Annotated in this window: 22 protein-coding genes; 14 read left to right on the top strand and 8 right to left on the bottom strand. The window is 48.5% G+C overall.

Features of this window, described 5'->3' with window-relative positions; translation table 11 throughout:
- The first annotated feature begins 30 nt into the window (after positions 1–30).
- From NC996_RS12085 to murQ, 3 genes are all read left to right on the top strand, one after another.
- Positions 31–738 carry a M15 family metallopeptidase gene (locus NC996_RS12085; RefSeq protein ID WP_190435319.1) on the top strand — a complete coding sequence of 236 codons (708 nt, stop codon included), beginning with the start codon at positions 31–33 and terminating at the stop codon, positions 736–738.
- A 228-nt stretch (positions 739–966) separates the two neighbouring features.
- Positions 967–1,359, top strand: a complete 393-nt coding sequence (locus NC996_RS12090) for a DUF3110 domain-containing protein (protein WP_190410303.1) — start codon at positions 967–969, stop codon at positions 1,357–1,359.
- A gap of 84 nt (positions 1,360–1,443) precedes the next feature.
- Positions 1,444–2,373 (top strand): N-acetylmuramic acid 6-phosphate etherase, encoded by a 930-nt coding sequence (gene murQ / locus NC996_RS12095; protein WP_190410302.1) that lies wholly within the window; start codon positions 1,444–1,446, stop codon positions 2,371–2,373.
- Positions 2,374–2,475: 102 nt separating this feature from the next.
- On the opposite strand, the gene NC996_RS12100 is transcribed toward murQ, so the two are convergent.
- On the bottom strand, positions 2,476–5,145 hold the full coding sequence (locus NC996_RS12100) for an EAL domain-containing protein (protein WP_190687457.1): 2,670 nt from the start codon (positions 5,143–5,145) through the stop codon (positions 2,476–2,478).
- Between the two features lie 380 nt (positions 5,146–5,525).
- The gene (locus NC996_RS12105; protein WP_190687459.1) at positions 5,526–8,093 is read right to left on the bottom strand and encodes a PAS domain-containing protein; all 2,568 of its coding nucleotides are present in this window, start codon (positions 8,091–8,093) and stop codon (positions 5,526–5,528) included.
- Positions 8,094–8,289: 196 nt separating this feature from the next.
- Here NC996_RS12105 and NC996_RS12110 point away from each other — a divergent pair, with 196 nt between their 5' ends.
- Positions 8,290–9,195 carry an ABC transporter permease subunit gene (locus NC996_RS12110; protein WP_190687461.1) on the top strand — a complete coding sequence of 302 codons (906 nt, stop codon included), beginning with the start codon at positions 8,290–8,292 and terminating at the stop codon, positions 9,193–9,195.
- A gap of 21 nt (positions 9,196–9,216) precedes the next feature.
- Here NC996_RS12110 and NC996_RS12115 read toward each other — a convergent pair whose 3' ends face one another.
- Together NC996_RS12115 and NC996_RS12120 are read right to left on the bottom strand one after the other, a co-directional pair.
- Positions 9,217–9,810: an HAD family hydrolase gene (locus tag NC996_RS12115; protein ID WP_190687463.1), complete on the bottom strand. Its 594-nt coding sequence runs from the start codon at positions 9,808–9,810 to the stop codon at positions 9,217–9,219.
- Between the two features lie 91 nt (positions 9,811–9,901).
- Complete coding sequence (locus NC996_RS12120; RefSeq protein ID WP_190410297.1) at positions 9,902–10,861, bottom strand: glycosyltransferase family 9 protein; 960 nt, start codon at positions 10,859–10,861, stop codon at positions 9,902–9,904.
- Between the two features lie 95 nt (positions 10,862–10,956).
- Between NC996_RS12120 and ispD the strand changes: the two genes are divergently transcribed.
- Positions 10,957–11,649, top strand: a complete 693-nt coding sequence (ispD, locus tag NC996_RS12125; RefSeq protein WP_190687465.1) for a 2-C-methyl-D-erythritol 4-phosphate cytidylyltransferase — start codon at positions 10,957–10,959, stop codon at positions 11,647–11,649.
- Here the strand turns inward: ispD and NC996_RS12130 are convergent.
- A complete protein-coding gene (locus NC996_RS12130; RefSeq protein WP_190687467.1) occupies positions 11,646–12,089 on the bottom strand; it encodes a hypothetical protein in 444 nt (147 codons plus the stop codon). The two genes, ispD and NC996_RS12130, sit on opposite strands and share 4 nt — an antisense overlap.
- A 314-nt stretch (positions 12,090–12,403) precedes the next feature.
- A complete protein-coding gene (locus tag NC996_RS12135) occupies positions 12,404–13,198 on the bottom strand; it encodes a glycoside hydrolase family 16 protein (RefSeq protein ID WP_190410294.1) in 795 nt (264 codons plus the stop codon).
- 490 nt (positions 13,199–13,688) lie between these two features.
- On the opposite strand from NC996_RS12135, the gene NC996_RS12140 reads away from it, so the two are divergent.
- Entirely contained in the window at positions 13,689–14,669 is a 981-nt protein-coding gene (locus tag NC996_RS12140) for a glycosyltransferase (RefSeq protein ID WP_242037637.1), read from the top strand.
- Entirely contained in the window at positions 14,666–15,328 is a 663-nt protein-coding gene (gene nfi / locus NC996_RS12145) for a deoxyribonuclease V (protein WP_190410292.1), read from the top strand. The genes NC996_RS12140 and nfi overlap by 4 nt, the downstream gene beginning before the upstream one ends.
- A gap of 98 nt (positions 15,329–15,426) precedes the next feature.
- Here the strand turns inward: nfi and NC996_RS12150 are convergent, their stop codons facing one another.
- Positions 15,427–16,047, bottom strand: a complete 621-nt coding sequence (locus NC996_RS12150) for a serine acetyltransferase (RefSeq protein ID WP_190527679.1) — start codon at positions 16,045–16,047, stop codon at positions 15,427–15,429.
- A 586-nt stretch (positions 16,048–16,633) separates the two neighbouring features.
- On the opposite strand from NC996_RS12150, the gene NC996_RS12155 reads away from it, so the two are divergent.
- The 4 genes from NC996_RS12155 (at position 16,634) to NC996_RS12170 (ending at position 20,161) form a co-directional block, all read left to right on the top strand.
- Positions 16,634–17,185 carry an FHA domain-containing protein gene (locus NC996_RS12155; protein WP_190527680.1) on the top strand — a complete coding sequence of 184 codons (552 nt, stop codon included), beginning with the start codon at positions 16,634–16,636 and terminating at the stop codon, positions 17,183–17,185.
- A gap of 6 nt (positions 17,186–17,191) precedes the next feature.
- Positions 17,192–19,201, top strand: a complete 2,010-nt coding sequence (locus NC996_RS12160; RefSeq protein WP_199303202.1) for an FHA domain-containing protein — start codon at positions 17,192–17,194, stop codon at positions 19,199–19,201.
- A gap of 199 nt (positions 19,202–19,400) precedes the next feature.
- On the top strand, positions 19,401–19,709 hold the full coding sequence (locus NC996_RS12165; protein ID WP_190410289.1) for a hypothetical protein: 309 nt from the start codon (positions 19,401–19,403) through the stop codon (positions 19,707–19,709).
- Positions 19,710–19,735: 26 nt separating this feature from the next.
- Positions 19,736–20,161, top strand: coding sequence for a hypothetical protein (locus NC996_RS12170; RefSeq protein ID WP_190687472.1), 426 nt, complete (start codon positions 19,736–19,738; stop codon positions 20,159–20,161).
- Positions 20,162–20,293: 132 nt separating this feature from the next.
- On the opposite strand, the gene NC996_RS12175 is transcribed toward NC996_RS12170, so the two are convergent.
- Positions 20,294–20,779: a hypothetical protein gene (locus tag NC996_RS12175; RefSeq protein ID WP_190536067.1), complete on the bottom strand. Its 486-nt coding sequence runs from the start codon at positions 20,777–20,779 to the stop codon at positions 20,294–20,296.
- A 98-nt stretch (positions 20,780–20,877) separates the two neighbouring features.
- On the opposite strand from NC996_RS12175, the gene hetZ reads away from it, so the two are divergent.
- The 3 genes from hetZ (at position 20,878) to NC996_RS12190 (ending at position 25,436) form a co-directional block, all read left to right on the top strand.
- Positions 20,878–22,020, top strand: a complete 1,143-nt coding sequence (gene hetZ / locus NC996_RS12180; protein ID WP_190687474.1) for a heterocyst differentiation protein HetZ — start codon at positions 20,878–20,880, stop codon at positions 22,018–22,020.
- A complete protein-coding gene (locus NC996_RS12185; protein WP_190687477.1) occupies positions 22,013–23,032 on the top strand; it encodes a hypothetical protein in 1,020 nt (339 codons plus the stop codon). The genes hetZ and NC996_RS12185 overlap by 8 nt, the downstream gene beginning before the upstream one ends.
- A gap of 73 nt (positions 23,033–23,105) precedes the next feature.
- On the top strand, positions 23,106–25,436 hold the full coding sequence (locus NC996_RS12190) for a DUF3488 and DUF4129 domain-containing transglutaminase family protein (RefSeq protein ID WP_199303205.1): 2,331 nt from the start codon (positions 23,106–23,108) through the stop codon (positions 25,434–25,436).
- Positions 25,437–25,609: the final 173 nt, after the last annotated feature.

Genomic DNA, 25,609 nt, shown 5'->3' on the forward strand with positions numbered 1-25,609 from the left:
CAAAATAGGGTCAGTCTGAAAGAACGGAATATGAAACCTTATCAGCAGATTGTAATTGTAGAGTGTGGTGAGCCGCTCACTGCCATTCCTTTGGAACAATTTGCGGTTGTCTCTCCCCATCCTTATGAAAAATTGGGTGCGACTTATGGCGATCGCTCACCTTATTATCTCCGTCAGGGTGTCCTCGAATCCCTAATTGCCGCCCAACACCAGTTAGCTGTCACGAATCCAGATTGGCGGATCGATCTCTTTGATGCCTTTCGACCCGTGGAAGTCCAGCAATTCATGGTAGATTACACCTTTGCTGAAGTGGTTCAGGCTCAAGGTTTAAACTTGATTGAGTTAACAGAAGCTCAGCGTCAAGCAATTTGGGAGATAGTTTATCAATTTTGGGCACCCCCCAACCTCGATCCAGCAATGCCACCGCCTCACAGTACGGGGGCTGCGGTGGATATCACCTTAGTAGACAATACTGGCAAGACGATAGATATGGGGGGAGAAATTGATGAAATATCAGCGCGATCGCATCCCGATTATTATGCCAATAGCATCCAGCCAGTAGAACAGCAGTATCATTCTCATCGGCAGCTATTAAATGATGTGATGCTCCAAGCTGGGTTTCGCCGTCATCCCAACGAGTGGTGGCATTTCTGCTTGGGCGATCAGATGTGGGCGTGGTTATGCAATCAAGAAAATCCCCATCATCCTGTGACTGCCCGTTACGGTAGAGTTGCTTGAGCTAGGAAAGGATATCTATGGCGATCTGAAATGTCTTAACATCTATTGGTTGGGGGTAATTTAGCTTTTTTGCTGATTTCCTCGCAATTTCATTTGAATCTTCTCTCTTGAATTTCTCTTTCCCTCTGTCTTTATTGCTCCGCATCGCTAGCTAGCAAAGGAAGAGCAACTAGACGTGATATCAGGGAAGCCAGTTAGATATCCTAAGTTAAGAATGGATAAAAAACGATGACTACATCTAGGCGCGTATTCGTTTTAATATTTAATCCTCGGACTGACAACGAGGGGATTCACTCGATTCAGATTGGCGATCGCAACTGGATACTCATGTTTGAATCAGAAGACGATGCGACTCGCTATGCGATGCTACTAGAAGCCCAAGATTTTCTCAGTCCCAGTGTTGAAGCCATCGATGCAGAGGAAGTCGAGGCATTTTGCGAGGGTGCAGGTTACGAGTGCAAGCTAATTCCGGAGGGATTTGTTCCCGAAGGAGATGCGGAACGTCTTTTTCTGGTTCCGCCAGAAACGAATCTGGAGGAAACAGACTGGAAACCAGATGCTCCGCAAGCGGAAGTTTCCGATCTAGACAGAATTCGCCGTCAATTAGAAGGACTGTTATGAAAGGATCGAGGATGTTAGCGATCGCGTAACCCATAGCGGCGCTTTCTTGGCAGGATGAACGATAAAAAAAATGAAGGATCGAGGATGAAGAATCTGGAGGAGCGGGGACATCTTTTAACAGAGCAGGTTAATCCCAATAGCCAGAATCTCGACCAGATGAGTTCTCTGGAATTGGTAGATTTGTTCAATCAGGAAGATGCTCAGACGCTAGCAGCGATCGCAATCGCCAGAACTCAGCTCGCTGAAGCAATCGATAAGACGGCTGAGGCGTTACGTCACGGGGGACGCCTGTTTTATGTGGGAGCTGGCACGAGCGGGCGTTTGGGCGTGTTGGATGCAGCGGAGTGTCCGCCCACCTTTTGTACGCCGCCAGAACTGGTTCAAGGGATTATCGCCGGGGGTGCGGGGGCGTTAATCCGCAGCTCAGAAGATTTAGAAGACAAAGATGAAGACGGGGCATCTGCGATCGCGACTCGGCAGATTACCCATCTCGATGTTGTTGTCGGCATCACCGCTGGGGGAACAACACCGTTTGTCCACGGTGCAATCCAAGCGGCACGTCAGCGGGGTGCAACCACGATTTTGATTGCCTGTGTCCCAGCCGAACAAGTTACCATCGATGCAGATTTAGATATTCGCCTAATTGTAGGGCCAGAAGTAGTGGCAGGCTCGACGCGACTGAAATCCGGAACCGTCACTAAAATGGCTTTAAATATCCTCTCCACCGGCGTGATGGTGAAGCTGGGCAAAGTCTACGGCAATCGCATGGTAGATGTCGCCGTTACTAATAAAAAATTGCACGATCGCGCCCTGCGAATGCTGCAAGACCTCACGGATTTAAATCGAGAAGACGCTGGATATTTGCTGGAGCAAAGTGGGCGTTCTGTCAAGTTAGCGTTGTTGATGCATTGGACGGGTTTGGAGAAGCAAGAAGGCGATCGCCTCCTTGCAGAACACAAAGGTAATCTCAGAGCAGCTGTTTCCAGCTACAACCACCCCAGCGACTCTCCCTAAATTTGAGATTTGAGATGTTGGAATTCTATTTCAACTCTCAAATTTTTCCCAGTTTCAACGGCTGATATTGCCTTGCCGATTTGAGGCAATTTTTGATTTTTATCACCACTGGGGCTGTGCTGCCAATAACGCCTCAGCTGCCGGTGCATCTACCGGCTTAGAAAAAAAGTATCCCTGTCCGTATTCACATTGCAGCCGCTTGAGCTGAAGCATCTGCTCTGCGGTTTCGATACCTTCGGCAACCACATCCATCCCCAAATTGTGAGCCAGCGTCATAATTGTCTGGACAATTTCCCAGCGATTTTCCTCATCCCCCATGCCGCTAATAAAGGAGCGGTCAATTTTCAAAGTATCAATTGGTAAGCAATGCAGACGCCCCAAGGAAGAATAGCCAGTGCCAAAGTCGTCAATTCCCACTTTCACTCCTAAGGCTCTGAGCTGCTCAAGCATAGCGGTTACGGCATCGGCATCTTCTAGCAAGCAAGTTTCAGTAATCTCTAGCTTTAAACTGCGAGTTTCCAAACCAGTCTCCCGAACAATTCGATCGATCTGCTGAACCATGTCAGATTGGGCAAACTGCATCGCAGAAAGATTTACGCCAATTGTTAATTGTTCATAGTTGGATGTTGAGGGTTCACTATTCTGAACGAATCTTTCTTGCCAAGCACGCATCTGGCAGCAGGCTTCGCGCAATACCCACCAATCCAGTTGCGCCATCAGTCCGGTTTCTTCTGCAACGGGAATAAACTCAAGCGGAGAAACTAACCCTCTCTTAGGGTGCTGCCAGCGCACGAGTGCCTCAAAGGCAGTAATTTTGCCGGTTGAGAGGGAGACGATAGGCTGGTAGTAAACCCGAAACTCAGAGTTAGGTAAAAGTTTTAAGTTTGGAGTTTGGAGTTTTGAATTTTCATCTTGTAAAGGAGAACTCAAAACGGAGAACTCAAAACTTTCCTTAGATAAAGCCCCAATTGCCAGACGCAGGTCGGTTTCTAATTGTAAAAGTGCGATCGCGCGTGCATGTAAAGTCGTGTGGAACACGGCATAACGCCCTTTTCCCATTATTTTTGCCTGAGATAGGGCAATGTCGGCATCGCGCAGCAAGTCCCACTCCGGGTTAAGTACGGGTTCTTGCTTCTTTTGAGTGTTGGGTGAAGGAAGGGTAGAAGGCGTGAGGAAGGGAATTGTCTTACCGTCCTGTCCCACTCTCCGATTCTCCGGCTCTCCGGCTCTCCGGCTCAGGGCAATGCCAATACTGGCGGCGGCGAATACTTCATGTCCATCGAGGTAAAAGGGTGATGCGAGGGCTTCGTGGATTGACTCGGCAACGCGGGTCGCGTCACCCAGTTGCTGAATCTCCTCCAGCAGGATCGTGAACTCGTCTCCGCCAAGACGTGCCACCGTATCTCTGGGGCGCATCAGAGTACAGAGCCGATGCGCGATCGCGACAAGTAGTTTATCTCCGACCGTATGCCCCAAGCTGTCGTTAATCACCTTAAATCGGTCGAGATCCACAAACAGTACCGCAAATAGATAATTTTCAAACTGATAGGTACGTTCTAGGGCAACCTCCAACCGCTCCATAAATAAGGTTCGATTAGGCAAACCCGTCAGCGAGTCATAAAGTTGCCGTTGCTGCTGCTGCTGCTCAATGTGTTGAAGCTGCGCTTTCATTCGCAGACGCTCTTGGATGCTCAAGCTCGCTGCCGTTAAACAAAATAATCCCACGGGTGACACTACCGGCATCAAGTAACCCACCCGCAAAAGCACTACACTGACAATGACCCAGCCGCTACAAAGACTAACGACTGCAATCAGCTGGTGTCTCGCCCGATAGCGGTTGAGCGTGAAGCCAAGCATTGGCCCGCCCAGCAACAGGAAACCCAGCAGCCACTTGGGGTCTGGGGTTTTCAGAAAGTTTTCTTGCAAGAGATTATTCAGAACGGTAGCGTGCAGGTGAATTCCACTCGCGGGTGGATGATTGTCAAACGGAGTGTTTAGAGGATCGAGAGCGGCTGCTGTGACGCCCACCATCACAATCTTTCCCTTGAATGCCGAGGCAGGCACTTTCCCCTGAAGGACTGAAACAAAGGAATAGTGCGGTGCCTGAAGCACCTCACCGGGCCAGTTCACGAGCAGCGGTTGATTCATCGGTGGGAGTTTTACCGGCTCTTTCACCAGTGAATAAACCTGGGAAGCCGCGATGCTTAAAAGAGGCACGCCTTCAAGTTGCGGTACAACTTGGCGAGTTAAACCATCGCTATCCTTGTGGTTGGCAATATGTCCGATTGCGATCGCGCTTTTGCTCAATTCTGGAGTAGGACGCAAAGGGTTTTTTTTGAGATCCCACCCCTGCGCCAACACTACCTGACCCACTTTTTCCATCGCCACCGCCATCTGTGCATCTTCCGGACTACTTTCGGGCATCAGCACGTCCAATACCACCACACTAGGCTCTGCTGCGGATAGTTGATTCAGCAACTGGGTGTATTGCTTGCGAGGCCAAGGAAAGCGACCCAGTTCCTTTAAACTGGCATCATCAATGTCAATCAACACCACCCGTTCATCCCAAGGCATCGTTCCCCGGAGGCGGAATAAACCCCGATAAGCAAGCTGTTCCAGGGGTTGCCAAATCCCTAGTACCAAACCACTTGCAACGATTAAAGAAGGAAAAAAGAAAAAAGCAAAATTAGCAATAAAGGATTTTTTTTCTTTTTCTTTTTCTTCTACTTTTAAACTTTGAATTTTGGACTTTTCAGGGAATTGCCAGTTCATACATCTGCTGTTTTCCCAAAGGAGTCGCAACAGCGTTGATGCGACCGTTTATAACAATTTTGCTTAATGCTGCTAGGTTTAATTTTTTCCAACTCTCAATTTGGTAGAGACGCGAACTGACTCTTTCAGCGCTAGGCTAACGCCTCGCTGTTTTCATGCCCAAAGGGCTATACGCGATCGCCTTTGTTCCCTTGCGAATTCAACCTCAATCCGAAATCTACCATCCAAAATTTTCTAAAAGGTTTTGTTAAATGGATACCCAAATTTGTAATTGCGCTCAACTGCAACAGCAGCATCTCAATTATAAAAATTGATTGGGAACCATCTCTATCCCCCCACCCCCCTCCGCTGGAGAAAGGAAGACCGGGAATCATTTCCTTTCACCGGGCACTTGAGTGCATCGTTTGGTCAAACACCTCATACCGTCCCTTTCCTAGCGCTTTGGCACGATACAAGGCTGTATCGGCATCGCGCAGGAGGTCTTCAGGTCGATCGTAGCCGCTGCTGAGAACAATGCCAATACTTGCGGCAGTAAAAACTTCGTGTCCGTCGAGATAGAAAGGCGGTATCAGTTCTCGGTTGATTCGTTCGGCGATGCTGGTGGCGTGACTCAGGTCGTCAATAGCTTCCAAAAGCAGGGTAAATTCATCTCCCCCCAAACGAGCGACGATGTCTTCAGCACGCACGCAGGTTTCGAGACGGCGAGCGACGCAGCGAAGCAGCCGCTCCGCTAACGCCACCAATAATTTATCCCCAACCAGATGCCCCAAACTGTCGTTCACTTTTTTGAAGCCATCCAAATCTACAAACAGCAGCGCAAACTGAAAATCTTGACACTGTTTGGCTCGCTCCACCGCTTGACTGAGGCGCTCCATGAACAAAGCTCGGTTGGGCAAGCCGGTTAAGATATCATAAAACGCCCGCTCCCGCAGATGCTCCTTTGCCCGTTTGCGCTCGGTAATATCTTCCACCGTGCCTTCGTAGTAAAGCAGCTTACCTTCACAATCGCGCACCGCACGGGCATTTTCCGAAATCCAAATGATGCTGCCATCTTGGCGGGAAACAGCGGACTCAAACTCTGAAACGGCATCGTGTTCTTGCAACAGGCGCGTAAACTCAGCACGCCGGTTTGGGTCAACGTATAGTTGCTGCTTAATATCCGTCAGACGCGCCATTAGTTCTGTCGGAGACTCATATCCATAAATGCGTGCCAGAGCGGGATTGGCACTAATATACTGTCCGTCGGGCGTTGTCTGGAAAATCCCTTCAATTGCATTCTCAAAGATACTGCGATACTTTGCTTCTGCTTGTTGTAGAGCCTCTTCTGTCCGCTTGCGCTCGGTGATATCGGTGATGAAGCCTTCGAGTCCGAGGACTTTACCGGCGCTGTCACAGACCGCCGCTCCTTTTTCCCAAACCCATTTTTCTACACCTGATTTGGTCAGAATGCGATATTCCACAACATAGGGTTTTAGAAGCGTGATGCCCGTAGCGATCGCTTCTAAAACTTTGGGTAAATCCTCAGGATGAGTAATGGAATCATAAGACACCGCGCGATCGCCAATCAATTCTTCACTGTGATACCCAGTCAGCTTAAAGCAACCTTCACTAATGTAAGTCATCGACCACGCTGGGTCATTTCCACAAGAAAACACAATCCCTGGCAACGAGTCAATCAAACTTGCAAGACGGCGCTGGCTTTCCCTCAGGGCAGCTTCCGCTTGTTTTTGCTGCATCACGGTTCCCAGATGCGCTGCTACTGCTGACACCAGCTCAACCAGTCGCTTGTCCTTCTGGCGAGATTCAAACAGGAAGAAAGTGAGAACTGCCACTACCCTATCTTTAGAGAGAATCGGCACGGCAAATCCAGCTTTGAGTCCGCAATTTCTGGCGAACTGAGTCCGGATAAAAAATGGGGGCGGCTCAATCGAAGCATCAGGAATCCACTCTGGCTGCTTGGATAACCAAACTCGTCCCGGTAGCCCAATCCCCGGTGAAAACTTCAACATTTCGCTCTCGCGCCGGAACTCACTCAGGGTTAGGGGAAGTTCTGATTGCAGCTTAGTGTTGGATTGCAGGTTAGCCGATTGAAAGTTAGCAGGTTGATTTAAACCTTCCAGTTTCAACCTTTCAACCTGTAACTGTTGTAACGTTTCAACCTCTAATTCTAAAGTGCTGCTGTACCAAGCCGGACTGCATTCTAAAACTGTGTCGTCTGAGCTGGGTATCCAAGCTTCACCAAAATTCCAGCCGGTCGTTTCACACACTTGACGTAGCGCGACTGAAAGTGCAGTGTGAAAATCTGGAGCAGCACCAATTGCCTGGGTTAGGGTTTGCAACAGTTGAATTTCTTCTTCAGCCCGCTGGCGATCGCTAAGGTCAATAGACCTATCCATAAATTGGTCTAAAGTGTTAGCGGAGCGGGGGTCTAAGAAATCCGGATTAGGGATTGAAATCATGATCAAGCCCTCCAGAGCCAGCAGTTCTCCCGATTGGGAGAAAACTCCACAACCCTGTTCCCATACCAACTTCTCTTCTCCCGCCGCTGTGATGATGCGGTAGACAAGCTGGAAGGGTCTATATTCTTGCACGGCGGCTTGTATGGCGTTCCACACCTGCTCTCGGTCGTCGGGATGAATCAGTTGGGCATAGCAGATTTCTCGGTTGCCAATGAGTTCAAACGGAGAGTAACCAGTGAGCTGATAGCAGTCCTCGCTGACCGCTTCCATTGTCCAGCTCTGGTCGTTGCGGCAACGGTAGGCCATGCCAGGTAAGTTACTCATCAGGGTTGAAAGGGGACGAACTCCGGATAGGGATTGTCCCGTTGAAACAGGGCACTCTTGTAATGCATCCTCTGTCTGCAACGTATAAGTCATTTCAAACGGTGTTCCCAGTCCCCTGATGTTTTCCTTGAGATCAACGAGATCAACTGGTTCTAACCGCTCCACTCTCGGCGTCTCCTACAGAAATAATGTAAAGCTGGGAGAAAGCTCGTCAGCTGCGGCGAGGCAGCGATTCGCTGCTCCTTTCAGGATGGTTAGTGTATATTAAACTACCCTGAAGTTTCCAACAACAGTAAAATAGACTACACTCGAATCGCTAATTGAAACATTTCTAATTACTAATTGCTAATAGTTTTTTAATATGCAGCATTGGATGCCAAGAAATAGAATTTTCGCTAAACAAAGATTAACGCCTTATCTGTTTTTGCTGCCTGCTTTGTTGCTTTTGGGATTAACCGTTTTTTGGCCTGCCTTGCAAGCGTTTTACCTTTCTTTTACGGAATACACTCTCATCGGGCAACCGCCAGAATGGGTGGGTTTTAAGAATTTTCGGCGTTTGTGGACCGATACAGTGTTTTGGCAGACGCTGTGGAATACTCTGCTTTACCTGATTTTTGTAGTGCCGATTTTAGTTGTGGCATCGCTAGGACTAGCGATTCTGGTTAACCAAAAACTACGTGGAATTAGCTGGCTTCGGGCAGCTTATTACACACCTGTAGTCATTTCAATGGTGGTGGCGGGGATTGCTTGGAACTGGCTTTATGCAGAAAACGGTCTGTTGAATCAGGTGTTAGTAAATACAAAAATTATCCCATTTCTCCAAAATGGCGTCCCCTGGCTGACTAGCCCGCGCTTTGCACTTTTTAGCGTGATGGTGGTGACGGTTTGGAAGGGATTAGGCTACTACATGGTGATTTATTTAGCTGGCTTGCAATCAATCCCAGCTGATGTCTATGAAGCGGCGGCAATTGATGGATCGGATGGGATTGCTAAGCATTGGGACATTACGATCCCGTTGATGAAACCGTATTTAGTGCTAGTGACGGTGATTTCTGCGATTTCTGCCACGAAAGTATTTGAGGAGGTTTATATTATGACCCAAGGAGGGCCGCGAAACAGTTCTAAAACGATTGTTTATTATCTCTATGAGCAAGCTTTCCAAAATTTAGAGATGAGTTATGCTTGCACAATTGGATTGGTGTTGTTTTTGGCAATTCTGGGGCTATCAATCTTGAATTTAAAGCTATCAAACTCAATTAAAAATTAGAAATAAAATTAAAAATAATTTTTAATTGTTCTGCTGGCAAATCCACTCAACCGCAGCGACTAAATCCGCCGCGATGAAATCCGGGCGAGTGTGGTGCTGATACTCGCCACCCAAGACGCGATCGCCAAATCCAGTCTGCACTAAAATCCCGGTAGAACCGGCATTGTGCGCCATGTCGATATCAGTGGCTTTGTCCCCCACCATAAAACTGCGCGACAGCTCCAGATCGTGTTCCCAAGCAGCCGCCACTAGCATTCCTGTATTCGGCTTGCGCCAGGTACTCCAGCGGCTGAACTCTGGATTTGTCCCGCCTTCTGGGGGACTGAGATAAGGACAGTAATACAAAGCATCTAAACGCGCCCCTGCTTCAGCTTGCAAGAGCTGGCAGAGGCGCAGGTGCAGGGCATCCACATGGCTAGCCGGATAGTAGTCTCGGGCGGGGCCTGATTGATTGGAGACGAGACAGCAAAACATCTGCCGGTCGTTGAGCAGCCGTACCGCCTGAGCCACCCCCGGTATCAGGTGTAAATCCTCAACTTGATGGATATAACCGGCTTCGACATTGAGGACGCCATCCCGGTCAAGAAATACTGCTGGTTTGGCAGTTTTAGACATGAATTGAATCAACAGAGAATAGTTTGGAGGGGCGGGAAAATTAAAAATTAAAAATTTTGTTTTGCATTTTTAATTTTTAATTTTTCAGGATTTAACCGCCCCAGATTTGCTGGAGAACGTCTGCTGGGGGAATGTCGGCTATCGAGCGACTAGGGGATTGCAAACCGCGAACGCGATCGCTACTCGGTAGCAATTTTTTCGCTTCTGTCGGGCCAAACAGTGCAATCGTGTAAGTCCCAACGGCGACGGCTAAGTGCATGGGCGCACTATCCGTACACAGCATCAAGTTGGCACCAGCAATCATTGCCGCCAACTTCCCGATATCTCCAGGCGAAGTCACCTTTAAGTTAGGCGAGGACTGCATCAATTCGCTAACAAACGCCTTATCCTCAGGCCCTTTGAGGAGGACAATCGGTAAATCAGGCTGTCGCTGTTGAGTTTCTTGAATAATCTGCTGCCATTTCTTGACCGGATAGATTTTATCAATCCCTTTCGCCTGAGCCAAGGCGCTAGAACCGCCATGAATCAGAATGTAGCCAGTTTCCTGAACACCCAGTTGTTTTTGTTCTTTTTCTGCCCACTCAATATCTGGTTTAGGTACATTGACCGCCAGCGGTGGACAAGGAGAATTTATTCCTAAACCTTGCAGCAAATCGTGATACATATCAGCGGCATACTGCTCGGTTTTTAGCGGGACTGGGTTCGTGAGAAACCAGTTTCCTGGGCCGTTATAGCTAATTCGAGTGGGAATGCCGGTCAGCCACAGCAGCAGCCCTACACTCCACCTGCGCCCCAGAGATAGGGCGATATCATACTCGCGATCGCGGATTATACCCAGTAAATTTCCCCAGTCTGCTGGTCCGGTACGGTCTTTGAAGTCATAGGTGAGGATTTCATTAACCGACTTGCAAACCCGGTAGGCACCCTTTGCCCTGGGTTCTACAATGACATCAATCTGAGCTTCCGGGTAATACCGCTTCAGGTCATCCAGGGTAGGGAAGAACAGAATTTGGTCGCCAATCCCGCCGGGGACAAGGGCAAGTATTCGCATTACTGTTGATTGAGGTTACTTATCAGCTTCATTTTAGGGGAAGATATACTTAGCGCAACAAGGATTAACAAAGCGGTCAGCAAAAGAGGAAGCGTGTGCATTTATTGATTCCAGCAGCAGGGATGGGGCGTCGGATGGGGAGCGAGCGAAATAAACTCCTTTTGACGTTGCTCGGTAAACCCTTGATTCACTGGACTCTCCAGGCGGTTGAAGCTTCCCGTCACATCAGTTGGATCGGTTTAATTGCTCATCCAGATGACTTTTCTGACTTCAAGGAGATTCTCGCTGACCTCTCCCTCACTAAGCCCGTGCAATTGATCGTTGGTGGGTCAACCCGTCAAGAGTCGGTCTACAACGGCTTGCAGGCGCTCCCATCCGCCCACCACGTCTTAATTCATGATGGCGCTCGGTGTCTGGCGACGCCCCAATTACTGGATCGGTGTGCTGAGGAACTGATGAATTGTCCTGGCTTAATTGCAGCGGTGCCGGTGAAAGATACGATTAAAGTCGTGGATGCGGCTGGGTTCATTGAAAGTACACCCGATCGACAGCATCTATGGGCGGCTCAAACGCCCCAAGGTTTTAAAGTTGATTTGTTGCAACAGTGTCATACGGAAGCCCGACGCCAAAATTGGGAAGTTACCGACGATGCGGCTTTATTTGAAAAGTGCAATTTGAACGTCCGGATTGTCCAGGGAGAAGAGACGAATCTGAAGGTGACAACCCCAGTGGATTTGAGCGTTGCAGAGTTTATCCTGCGCCAACGCTTGGGAACGGAACGATCTTAATGACGGTGTGACTCTGGTGCGCGATCGCTGTGAGCGCTCTCTTGCGGATCGGAGTTCAATTGGCTGCTGGGTTCATATTTCTTTTGAACTTCTTCCAGCTGCTTAGTAATTTGATTAATTCTTTGCTTAACCGTCTGAAAGTCAATATTGCGCCAATGAATAATCGTATTTTTTACTTTTTTCTGTTCTCTGTCAGCCACAGCTTGCATTCGCCCCCCTTCACAAATTTTTTTTAACCTGTCTTGTAAATTAATGTAACTTGTGATACCGAACAGTCCACTCCGTCTTGCGGAGGAAGCCAAAGTAAATATCTCCGTATCTTGTACCATTTTTAAGTCGGCGGTTTCAACCACGTCTAAAACGCTGAAACCCTTGCACAATCGGAGGTCGGGTAGAGCGTAAACGTAGGTGTGTTCGTGCCGTAAGGCTTGAGCTTTCAAGGGAGAGTAGCAGGGTAAACGGCCCTAGTGCTGGGTAACGCGCAACTCAATCGCCATGCACCCCGCGCCCAGAGGTGGCTCCCCAGCCTACACATCCGCGATTTGGATTAGTTTTTCACGAGAGCTTAAGATCGTTGTTGTTTCTTGTTTGCAATCGATGGACTTCTTAACCCCCCAATAAATTGGGGGGTTGGGGGAATCAATAATGTAGCGCCTCACAACCCAAATGGTATTCGTTTGTGTAGTCGCGACTTTAGTTGTCAGGCGTTTTTATTGGACCCAAAAAGTGAATTGGATTGACGAGAAAACATCTATTAAGCCTTTTTATAGATGCGGATATAGTCAACATCCAAGTAAGTCGGAAATGGGGTGGTGGTGAGAGGACATCCCGCAAAGCTGTTGCAGCTACCCACGAGATTGCCCACCGCCAGAACCATTGGAAAAGCATCAAACTTTTGCGTAGTGGTAAACTTTTGCACGCCATCGACGAGCCATGTCAAGCGTCCGGGTTCCCAAATTACAGTGTATTCATGAAAGTCGTCGGTGTAGTTAGTTTCGTACAGCTTGGAAACTTCTGACTTCTTTTTACCATCCAGCAAATAGTGCTGCGTAAAAATATTTTCGTTAGGGATGTTTCCCCTAAGTTCAGCAAAGTCGATTTCCGGAGGCCATTTAAAGTCCTGTCGCCACAGCGAAATGTAACCTTGGGTACCTTCTCCCTTTTGAAAACGCGCCCGAACTACCCAACGCCCGTAAGTTTGAGCCGTAAGTTGGGTAAACCCGCCTGCGGTATAAGGAAACGTGACTCCATCCTTAGTGATGGTTTCCTTGGCAATCTTGAGGCGCAAGAGTCCGTTTTGTACAATCAGTGCTGAGTTTCCATTCCACCAGGAAACCGCTCCTGCTGTACTCGGTTTACCCCAGTATCGAACGTAATTCGCTTTATCGAGAGAAGTTGAGTTGAACTCATCTGCGAAGGTAAGAGTCCAACCCGGAATATTCGGAGCGCTTCCGGTCGTGGCAGTGATTGCAGAACCTGTTTGGCTCAGGCTCAATATTGGCACGAGCGGTAGCACAAACAGGAACAAAAACACAAGAATTCTTTTCATTTCGATCGTAACGAATTGTTCATGGCTGTTCCTTGCAGGGGATCAGCCTATTTACTCTTCTGACTTGTTGCGATCGCACCGGACACTATCAGGAACCGCCTGCTTGTCTGGGTAATGCTAACTGTCAAGGAATATATTGTTGTTTACGAGTAGTAACTAGATTTCACTCTCAAGAAGCTTCCGTAAATACTTGATAGAAATGTAGTAATATTTAAACAAATTAAGTAGAAATACTTCGATTAATCGCTCAATAATTTGTTGGTTGAAGCAGCCCCAGAGAGCAGCTAGAGTATCTAGCTAAGAAAATCAGCAAGATAAAGACCCAAATTAAATTTCATAGCTGCTAAATTTCAGTTGAAATGACGTTCTTTTTAATGGCAACAAAGCCATGTTGATAACTAAACACGACTCAGAAGCGGTTATACAGCACCCTGCTTTGGCATTCGCAGGCTTGCTATGGTGATTTCAGGTAAATATGAATTCCCACCCTATGACACAGCCCTTTCTGCCCAGGGTTTCCGTAATTGTCCCTATCTACAATGGTGAGGCGGACTTGCCAGACTTAATCGACTGCTTGCGATCGCAAACTTACCCCGCTGAGTCTGTCGAATATTTGCTGGTCGATAATAATAGTAGCGATCGCACTGCCACCCTTCTCCAGTCAGCCGCCGCCTCAGCCGCCGCTGACGGCTTAACCATTCGCCCGATTGCGGAAAACCAAATCCAAAGCTCTTACGCGGCTCGAAACGCCGGAATTCGGGCATCAACGGCTGAAATTTTTGCTTTTACCGACGCCGATTGTCGTCCTCAACCGCAGTGGTTGGCAGACTTGATTGAGCCGTTTGCCAATCCAACGATTGGCATCGTCGTCGGTGAAATTATGGCTTTGCCAGGGAACACCCTGTTAGAACAGTACGCTGACCGAGAAAATGTTTTGTCTCAAAAACATTCTTTAGCAAATCCGTTCTGTCCTTATGGTCAAACGGCTAACTTGGCAATTCGGCGGAAAGCTTTGGAACAGGTAGGTTTGTTTCGCCCTTATCTAACCACTGGCGGCGATGCTGACATCTGTTGGCGTATCCAACGCGAAAGTGACTGGCAATTGCATTTTGCCCCAACTGCTATTGTCCGCCACCGTCACCGCTCCACGTTCCAGGAACTTCAAAGTCAATTGCGTCGCTATGGTCGCTCAAATCGATACTTGCACGAACTGCATGGTGTTAAGCTGACAGCAAACCTGAGTGCAAAGGAATATCTATACCGATTGAGTCGGTGGTTGGTCAAGGAAGTGCCGGTGACAGGTGTGAAAGCGATCGCGGGGAAAGCCGCGCTTGTAGACTTGTTAAGGACTCCGATTAATTTGATCAATGTCCGCGCGAGAGCCGCAGGGCAAAATGAAGCTAGGCTTCCAGAAGCAGCCAAAGTAATTGAGTGGCTGGAAAAACCCCAGGATGTGGAAGTAAATCCATGAAAATCCACCAACGCCACGCATGGCCTGATACGGCTGAGGAAGCGATCGCTATCCAGCAACAACTGAGCAAAGAAGTGATTACTTCAGACCAGTTGGAATCGGTGCAGTATGTCGCCGGGGTCGATATGGGTTTTGAGGAGTCAGGTACCATTAGCAGAGCAGCCGTTGCTGTTCTGAGTTTTCCAGATTTACAGTTACAAGAGCAAGCGATCGCCTTCCGTCCCACTACGTTTCCCTACATTCCCGGATTCCTCTCCTTCCGAGAAATTCCAGCCGTGCTAGACGCCTTAGAAAAAGTCAGCATCACGCCTGACTTAATCCTCTGTGATGGTCAGGGGATCGCCCATCCCCGCCGATTTGGCATCGCCTCCCATCTCGGAGTTCTAATCGACCTTCCCACGATTGGCGTTGCCAAATCTTTGCTCGTTGGTAAGCATGATGAGTTGCCAGTTGAAAAAGGCGCATGGCAACCGTTGCGGTATCGCCGCGAAATCATTGGTGCAGTATTGCGGACGCGCACGGGTGTAAAACCCGTTTATGTTTCTAGCGGACATCGGGTAAGTCTAGAAACGGCGATTGATTATGTGATGCGTTGCACTACGAAATATCGCTTACCAGAGACAACTCGCATTGCTGATAAATTGGCGTCAAATCGATAATGCAAGCTTGAGAGGGATGCGATCGTCGTACAGATTGGTTGCCAAGGGCGATCGCTTCATAGAGTGTCTCAATATAAGCCTTAAATTCAATTCCTAACTTAAACCAATTCTTCTTTTACTTTGATGCCATTCTTCTTCACAATATAAGCGGGAACGCCGACGACCACACAGTTATCAGGAACATTTTTAACGACAACTGCGTTAGCTCCAACCGTAACATTGTTCCCTATCGTTACTCCGCCAATTACTTTAGCACCGGCAGTAATGCGGACATTATCCCCGATTTTTGGACGACTGGTTTTATCTCTATAACCAATTGTCACCTGTTGATTAATCCAGCAATTTTCGCCCATGTCTGCCATAATGATTGTGCTGAAGCCATGCTGGATAAACAGTCCAGGACCAAAATTAGAAGATGTATCTATGAAAAGGTAAGGACAAGATTTATAAAAATAACTGAATAAATACATAAATATCCTGGCGGATAAGTTCCCTTTAAATAATCGATGATAATACAAGTTCCTAAATTCTTTTTGACGATCCAGCAAAGAGAGTAAATTTCCCAAACGTGATTCACCTTTCCAGCCAAATACGTTCACCCAACGCTTTACATCTGCATCAATAATTCCTTTTTCACTGGTTAAAAAGAAAGGAATTAACAAAGGAGAAACCAAAATTATTCCTAGGTTATATAAAGCTTTTCTAAAAAAATCTTTCATGGTTGTTAGAGAGGAAATCTTAGTTAGCGTAAATCATAGCAAAGGTTTTTACGACATACCATAGTTTATTAAGAGGTGTTTCCAATCCGGGGATAATGCTGACTCCAACTAGAATGCAGTCATATTATCAACAATGCAACTACTTTTTTTAGGTTTAATCTAGGCGGTGAGGAGTCAGAAATCATCAACAGGGCAGGAGTTGCCGTTTTCAGTTTCCCAATCTTGCAACTAAAAGAGCAAGCGATCGCTAATTGGTATCAACGCCAGCTATAATTTTATATTTTGCTTCCGTTGACAAAATTATTAAACTGTGCAAGCGAGGTGGTTGGTGCCACCATGAATGCCCAAAGTTAAACAAATTATACGAGAACGACATCGGGAACATAGACAAAGTTTGCCCATAAGTAACGCCTTCTCCTGAAGTAAAGTTGAGCAAAGATAGCGGCTCATCGTCATTTCCCGTAGATTTTCGTTTTTTTAAACTTCCTACACAATTTCAGATTTTTCTTCCAGGTCATGTTAGAAATCAGGACATTAAGACTTGAAGCAGTTTATAGAAAGAAACAATATATAAAGGCTAAGCAATATGAATGAATTAACTTTAGAGTGGCAAGAAGCCGGTCGGGGACAAACCCAAACAATTCACGATCGACAAATCGCTAAACATCCCGGTACTATCCGGATCGGTCGTGACCCAGCTCGATGCGATATCGTTTTGACAGATCCCACGGTATCTGGGCTGCACGTCGAAATATTTTTTAACCCACAGCAGCAAAGCTTTTACTTGCGGAACCTGCGAGAAAGTAATCCGCCGCTAGTGGATGGTCACACCCTCATCCAAGGCGAAGTGCCTCTGAGTCAGGGTAGCACGATCTGTTTAGGACAGATAGAAATCCAGGTGACAAAGGTTTCCTTGGCAGTGGTGAGCGTTCCTCCGACGGTTTTGTTGTCACCGCTGTCACCCGCAGCAGGCAAACCCGCCCCCACCGCCCCTAACCCAGCGGCTGTAACCTATGGTTTGGAATGTTCCAGTTGCCATCGCGTCTCACCGTATAACTTAATGAATTTGGGGTGTCCGTGGTGTGGCACATCCCTAGCAGCAGCATTGAGCGTTTTAGTCACTCCTAGCAGCAACTAATCAACCATGAATCCAGCACCCATGCGCCTTCGCCTCAGCTGGGACGATCCAGGAACGGGAGAACGGAAAGAACCGACGCTGGCAGTTCCAATCGCACTGGGACGGGAATTTAATCAGATGCCAGGGGAAATGAATGGGCATCGCGTCTCCCGATTAACCCTCAATAGTCTTGAGGTTTCCCGCTTCCACGCCCTGATTGATATGGACGCTGGCGGGTTGGTGGTTATTGACCAAAACAGCAGCAACGGCACCTTGATTAATGGACAACGTCAGACGCGCAGTGTTCTGGGGAATGGCGACTCGCTGCAAATTGGCCCTTATTACATCAGCGTTACCTTCGCTGCCAATCCACCTGCGTCGCCCCCCTCTGGCAATTCTCAGATTTTCTTTCACCCAGACACGGATCTCCCTGACCCCAGGATTAGTCATCCGGCACCCCTGCCTCCGCTTGCTTCCCCCGCGCAACCAGGGGGAACGGCAGCGTTTCCTCCACCGGCTTTTCAGGCGCAGCAAGTCGTCGTGCAAGACCTTCATGCCACTGGATTGCGGGTGGATGAAGTGGACTATGCCGCTGTTGGGGGCGGTTTGGGCAGCTTTGTCTGGGTAGATTTATTAAGAATTTACGGGGTGAAAAGCAGTCAGATTGTGGCTTTGGGAATGGAACCCCAACCGTATGCTCGTTACAAGCGGCTGTGCATGAATTCGCAAATTCCTCTGTACGAACGCCTGCGGTCAAATTCAGATTCTTGCCCCGATAATATTTGGGGTTGGCCTAGCTATGCCCTGCGAGAAGCTGGGCACGATTTGCTCAAGGGAAGCATAGGAACAGCATTCGGGTATTTGTGGCAGGTATTTGCCGAACCGGCTTTTGCCCAAACTTATACCCCTCGTGCGGGTAATGTCTTTGACGCCCTTGATAGGGAAGCAAAACGGATTGGTTGGGAACAGATGTTTCGTTACGCCAGCGTCCGTTCGATTCGGAAAACTGAGGATGGACGATATGCGATCGCTTATTCTCGTACCAGTGCCAACCAGCGCGACCATGCTTTCTTAATTGCCCGCAACGTACAACTCGCCACCGGCTACCCGGCGATTCAGTTTCTCCCGGATTTGCAAGCTTACCGGGAAAAAACCAATGATTTTAAGTCCGTCGTTAATGCCTACGAAGAACATAACCACGTCTACGAGCATTTAGAGAAATTTGGCGGTACTGTGATGATTCGGGGGCGGGGGATTGTCGCTTCGCGGATCGTACAGCGAATTTATGAAGCCAGGGCAAAAAATCCAAATATCTCGCTGCTACACTTGATGCGATCGCCGAAACCCCAAGGCAACAAGTTTGGGCGATCGCAACGGTCTGTTGAAAATCACTACGAATTTCAACCCTTTAACTGGCCTAAAGCCACTTGGGGCGGTGAATTGCGGATAATGCTTGAAAAAGCAGCACCCGAACAGCGAAAGCGCCTACTCGCAGATTGGGGCGGCACCACCACAGCTGACCGTCAGGATTGGCGACGCATGGTTGAAGAAGGCATCCGTCAAGGCTGGTATCAAATTACCTTTGGGGAAGTGGAACGAGTCGAACGCAACCCTCACTCGTCAGGAATTGAGCGCACCGTTACCTATATTCAAGAAAAAGGATTAAAAGGACAAATTCGCCTCGAAGCTGACTTTATCATTGACGCCACCGGACTCGATGCCAAAGTCAAAGCGAATCCCCTCCTGAACGACCTTGTCACCCATTACAAACTCCCCCTCCATGAAAATGGGCGGATAGCTGTTGCCAACAATTTTGAACTTGTCGAAATGCGATCGCCGCAGGGTCGGATGTATGCTGCTGGTGCCATGACCCTCGGTGGGCCTTACGCCGCTGTTGATAGCTTCTTAGGGTTGCAATATGCAGCACTTTGTGCAGTTGATAGTCTGTCGGCAGCTCGTGCCCCTGGAATCCATCGATTGAACTTTTTAAGTTCTTTTGGGCAATGGATAAAATGGGTCGCGAACCAAGCACCGTAAATTTACTAAACTTGCTCTGGGTACTCAACGGATTGTCAGAGTAGATTTCAGCAATATTGCTGATTCATCTAGAAGCGGGCAAGCAGAAAATATAGATAGATACTGAAAGAAAGTTGACTCCATCAATAACTGCCGTCATAGCCCTGAGCGAGCCAAAAATATGCGAGTCCATTGCACTTATCGGAATGGAGGCCATAAAGTGCGAAAACTCAAAATTTTTAACGAAGTTTTACCTGAAGTCAGGCTGTTCAAGTGTAAAGAAGCCGAGATGAGCAGCAGCTACCTTCTAGAAGATTTAACGATGAAGGAAATCGCTGACTACATGGGTTTTGGCTGTATTTCCGACCCCGAAGAAGCAAATGTCATGTCTGAAACGACAGGGTTGCCAATTGTTGGAAATTCTGTGTGGGTGAAATGCCCATCTAAGCTAGAAGTCGGAACAGTCTATGAAGGTCATTTACGCAAGAAAGAAACGTCCGGACTGCCCGAACTGAAGCTTGAAAACTGATGCGGTAAGTGGATTAAAAATTTACCATGACTCCGACACTCTTCGGTCGTTGGCAAACCCGATTATTTCTACTAGCAACACTGGGCACGTTGGTAACGTTGCCCTTTGCTTTGGGCGTCATTGGTCCCGGTGCCGACTCGCTTTTTTTCTGGATACTAGGGTATGTTGCGGTCTTTGGACTCGGCTGGGATCTCCTATATGACTATATCCAGAAATTCCGTTGGGATCGAGATTGGCCTGGAGCTTTACAGTTGCTTGCCGGTATTTGGGAAGCAGTTTTTATCGGGTTGCTGGTGAAAATATTTAGCTTACCGGGTGTAGGACGGGAGCTGCCGTTGCAATGGTTTGTGCTGCACTACAGTCTCGTGTGGCTGAGCGTCTATCTGGCGTCGCATACCATCATGCGAATTTTATTTCCGCGTTGGCGTTTCCACGGGGGTCAGTTAATCTGACGAACGTTGCAGCGGATTGAATCCGGTTTATTAAAAAATCTAAAAATTAGCAGGGTTTATTCGGCGTTACACGCTCAAAGAATCATAATGATTCGTAGGGCGGACAACACCACCCTACAAAAAGCCCATGACTCAAGCGATATCGGGGGGCAAATTTCTGGGATTAGAGTTGAAGGAAGGCCAGTGTTGTTGCCGGTGTTCTTTAATCCGGTTCAGCAAATTTTCCCGAAAAATTTCAGCCCCGGTGGTACGATTACCGGGAGTTTCAAAGAAAATCGTGCTATCAACAATATCTCTGCCAACCATTTCAAACAAAATGTGAGTTACAGGTTCTGGCAAGGCAATAATTTCCGGATCTGGCACGGAAGAGAAAAGGTTGGCGTCTTCTAAAGTTGAAAAGGCGTGTATCACATTTTTTTCGAGATTGACTTGGGCGCGATTGCTAAGGGTCGTCAACAGCCAACCATCTTCCTGACTCTGGAGAATGTAATACTCGGAATGTTGCAGCTCAGTCGCATAGTCTACAAGAACGGGTGCGATTTCCGTAATCCACTTAGGTGGGATGCGATAGAGGGACGCTTTGTCAATCAGAGCTTGAATTTGTTGGTCTAAGTTCATAAGGACTATTTGGGGTCTTCTGCCGTTAACGTGTCGTAGTTGGGTATGCTAGGGTTTTGACAACAATCAGCCATTGTGGGGAAATCTACCAGAGAGTGGTGGATGCAATCTTTCAACTACTATTTAACGAACTCCGAGAGTCATCCAAGGCGTCGGAGCAGAACTGTCGTGAGGTTGCGGCGCGCATCTCTAGCGAAGTCGCCCGGATTTGCACTGAGAGTAAGCGCATCCAGGACTCAGGAGACATCGAAACCTGGGCAACAACATTGGCTCGTCTTCGCCTGAAACAATGTCTTCATTATTACCAAATGGGGGCACACCGGGGACGGGTAGAGTTACACAGCACCCTCAGTGCGATTATCTATCGCTACATTACACCGTCGCAGGTGCCTACGAGCTACCAGGCGCGGCTGACTCTGATAGAAGATTTCTTACAGGGATTTTATGCTGAGTCCTTAAATGCATTTCGACGAGAAAGCGGAATGGGTCCGGCGTATCGTCCTCATACTTTGTTAGAACTGGCAGAGTATATGGCTTTTGCTGAGCGCTACGGCAAGCGGCGCATTCCTTTGCCCGGTCATCGCACTCAGCAATTAATCATCCTGCGGGCGCAAACTTTTTCGCAACAACAACCCCCGGAAACTTCCGTAGATATGGAGCAAGCGGCAGAGGGATCTGCCACTGATTCCGACTCGGTTTGGAATGAAGCGACGGTGCAGCAGGTGCGGGAGGCGATGGTCGCTCACGAATCCGAACCCCTGGAAAAAAGCCTGCGCCAGACGGTGATTAAGGAGTTGCTGGCTTATCTGAAAGAGCGCCAGCAAACTGAATGCGCCGATTATTTTACTTTGCGTCTGAAAGATTTATCCGCCGGGGAAATTGAAGCAATTTTAGGTTTGACGCCGCGCCAAAGGGATTATTTGCAGCAACGCTTCAAATATCATTTGATTCGATTTGCTCTTTCCCAGCGCTGGGAACTGGTGCATCAGTGGTTGGAAGCAGATTTAGAACGGAATTTGGGTTTGACGCCGCAACAGTGGCAAACATTTCAAGGAATGCTGAGCCAAGAGCAGGCGGAATTACTACGATTAAAGCAACAGGGATTCCCAAATGCAGCGATCGCTCAAACTTTGGGTTGTACGGTCTCCCAGGTTGAGAAGCGGTGGTTCAAGCTGCTAGAGATTGCCTGGGAAATTCGCAATCGTTCAGTATCCGGAGCAAGTGCATCTCAAGATGAATAGTGACCTAGACAACAATTCCGAAGCGATCGAAAACCGCTTTCTGGCAAGTCTGCTAGAGGATGGCGATCCTCTAGCAGCGCCACCACCCCAAGAGCCGCCTGCTCCTACAGACGACTTGGTGGCGGCAGAGCTGGAATTGGATGCGTTAGACCCACTGGATTCAGAAGACTTGAGCGTAGTGACCGACCACTTCGGTGAAGCGACCCAAGGCTGTCAACCACTCAACTTGGGAGGAGAAATACCGACTGTGCAAAATCGTTTCCATGCGCTTTTGAAGCGCAAACTACAAACAGAAATTGAACGGAATCCGCCCCTGTTTCCCTGGGAGACGGAAATTCGTAATTATGAACCTGACTATTCAGACAGCGAAGTAAACAGCTGGGTTCCCCTATGGGCACCGCAGCTCTCTAACTTCAGTCTGCCAGTCACCCTACCCGAAACGGTTTTAACACAACTGCTAAACTCTTGCCAGGAGGCGATGCAGTCGCCGCTGCAACAGGGAGCAAAAATGGTGCGTGCCGCCAGTGCCTTATTTCCAGGGCAACCCCAGGCACTGAACCAGTTAGCAGGATTGGTGCTGCTCTATCCGACCCGTTCTCCTCAAGAGCAGCAACTGTTTACAAATCGTTATGAAGAGGCGACAGACAGCCAACAAATGGCGCTGTCCTTATTGGCGGCTAGAGAAATCATCAACGCGCTGACGCTGCCTGTATCGCCGGATCGGCAGCCGGTAGAGCGGCAGTGGCAGACGACAGTTGGACTGATGACTCTCAGGGCAGAATATCAGTTAGAGGGGCGGGTTCCCAGATGCCGGATTGAGACGCGCTTGCCTCGCGGCGGTAGGTTAACCTTACGAACCCCGCAAGGCTTGGCAACGGCACAGCGCACTTATCCGGGCTATTTGAGTGTAGAATCCTTTGATTTGGAACCCAACCAGACTTATCCTCTGGAAATTCAGTTTCAGGAACTGGATCGGCAACCGCTGATTTTTGCGATCGCGGTCGGTAACTAAATGGCGAATGGCGAATGGCTAACTGTGATAGAACAATTAGCAATGAGCAATTAGCGATTGACCAATCACCAGTATGCGGCGTCTACCAGTTTTTAATCAGTTTAGGCAGCGGCTAGCGGCGATGCCGATGCCCGAAACGGAAGAATCCATTCTGTTGCGGGTGCTGGTGCAGGCGCTCGTGGTGGTAGGAATCATTGCGACGGATGTGGCAGCCGAGACGCAGATTAGCTTGTGGGCTGTGCCGCTCAGCATTGCCGGGGCGACGTGGAGTTGGTATCGACGACGCGATCGCAATGTGCCAGTGAAGTTCTTACTGGCGATTGGAATGTTGGTGGCACTGGCAGTTTTCTTGAGAAATCTGTTTGGTCAATTGAACGATACCCGGCTGGTGCTGGCAGAGTTGTTAATTCATCTGCAAGTGCTGCACAGCTTCGATCTACCTCGTCGCAAGGACTTGGGCTATTCGATGGTAATCGGGCTGATTTTATTGGGTGTTGCTGGGACGGTGAGCCAGACGTTCGCTTTTGCACCCATATTGCTATTATTCTTAGGCATCGGGCTGCCGGTATTGGTGCTAGATTACCGTTCGCGGCTCGGTTTGGAACACTTAAAAATGAAAAATGAAAAATTAAAAAAGGGGAATTCCCCAATTTTTAATTGGAAATTTTTCAGTATCAACTTTTTAGCGATTGTAGGACTGGGGCTGACCATTTTTGCCCTGATGCCTCGGTTTCCTAGCTATCAGCTACAGACATTTCCCGTCAGTGCCCCCAGCAATCTCGCCCAAAAGGATTTTCCCAGCAATAACCGTGGCATTGTCAACCCTGGTAAACAAGGCAAGGGAGGTTCTGGTAGCGGGTCAAACCAAGACACTGGCCCTGGCAATGTCGATGATACCTTTTACTACGGCTTTAACAGCAAGATTAACCAGAACCTGCGGGGAGAGATGAAGCCCAAGGTTTTGATGCGGGTACGCTCCCAGTCAGAGGGATTTTGGCGGGTGCTGGGGTTCGACCGCTACACGGGTCAAGGTTGGGAGATTTCACGCGACAATCAAACGCAGACGGTACAACGTCCACCTTGGTCATACCGATTTTTTATCCCTAGGCAGTTTATTACTGGGAAAACCAGGGAAGTGATTCAGACCTACACTGTGGTGTCTGATATGGCGAATCTGCTGCCAGCCCTGGCGTTTCCCAAGGAACTCTACTATCCCACGCAAAGAGTGGCACTGGATACAGAAGGCAGCGTGCGATCGCCTGCACTGTTGCAGGAGGGACTCACGTACACGGTAGTTTCAGAAGTTCCTTACCGCGATCGCACTCGCTTGGGGCAGGCGTCCACGGACTATTCCAAACCCATCCGAAATTACTATCTGCAAGTTCCTCCGCAAATTGCTGACAAAGTGAGGCAGCTAACGGAAGAAATCTTAGCGAAGTCAAGAAAACCCATCACTTCGCCTTACGAAAAAGCCCTCTACTTGGCTCAATATCTCAAACAAAACTACACAATTCCACCCGATCCCAATAGCTTGCCATTTTTGGATGAAAACGAAGACTTAGTAGAGGCGTTTCTTTTCAAGTACAAAGGCGGCTATCCAGACCACTTTTCCAGCGTCCTCACGATCATGTTGCGCTCGATTGGCATCCCGGCGCGACTGGTGGGGGGCTTTGCCCCTGGCGAGTTCAATCCCTTCACTGGCTTATACATCGTCCGCAACACTGATGCCTATATGATGACGGAGGTGTATTTTCCGAGTAACGGTTGGTTTGCTTTCGATCCGATTCCCACGCATCCACTCATCCCTCCTTCAATTGAAGAAGACCAAACTTTTAGCGTGTTGCGCCAATTCTGGAAGTGGGTAGCTGGTTGGTTGCCTTCGCCACTCACCAGTTGGTTGAATAACGTGTTCGGTGCAATTACTACCTGGCTGATTGGGGGAATCATCTGGCTGTGGGCGCTGTTATCTAGGGGTTGGGTGGGCTTGTTCGCCGGTCTCATCTTAGCCATTTGCTTGGGTTTCTTGGGCTGGCTGGCTTGGAATGGTGTGCGTGTATGGCTGTATCGTCGCTGGTTAGCGAAGCTGCCTCCAATGGAAAGTCTTTATCAGGAAATGTTGGCAAATCTACGCACTCAGGGATATGCCAAACATCCAGCCCAGACGCCCTTGGAGTACGCTTATCTGGCGTATCAACACCAGCCACCAGAATCTGCTAAGGCAATTGACGAGATTACCCAAGCTTATGTCAGTTGGCGCTATGGTAAACAGAATCCTAATGTAAATCAGTTGCGGCTGCGGCTGCGAGAGTTGAAAAAATCTCAGTTGAAGAAGCGTTGGCAGCAGCGCCAAGATTTAAAGCTGAAGACCTCAGGGGGTAACAGGAAGCTTGAAGCAGATGTGTAGCAAGGGATAGAGTCGCTAAGCACAAAAAAAGATAGGCTTGATACTTGACCACAAGCCTATCCCAAAAAATGCTGCCTCCATTCTACCAAGCTCATCTCCACCAGTGCCTCAGTCCTCGCCATTACTTGCTCGTGAATCTGCTAGTGTTGCTATTGCAATGGCACAAACAAGGG

The sequence above is a fragment of the Trichocoleus sp. ST-U2 genome, from assembly GCF_039961875.1.
Classification (GTDB): Bacteria; Cyanobacteriota; Cyanobacteriia; order Cyanobacteriales; family FACHB-T130; genus FACHB-T130.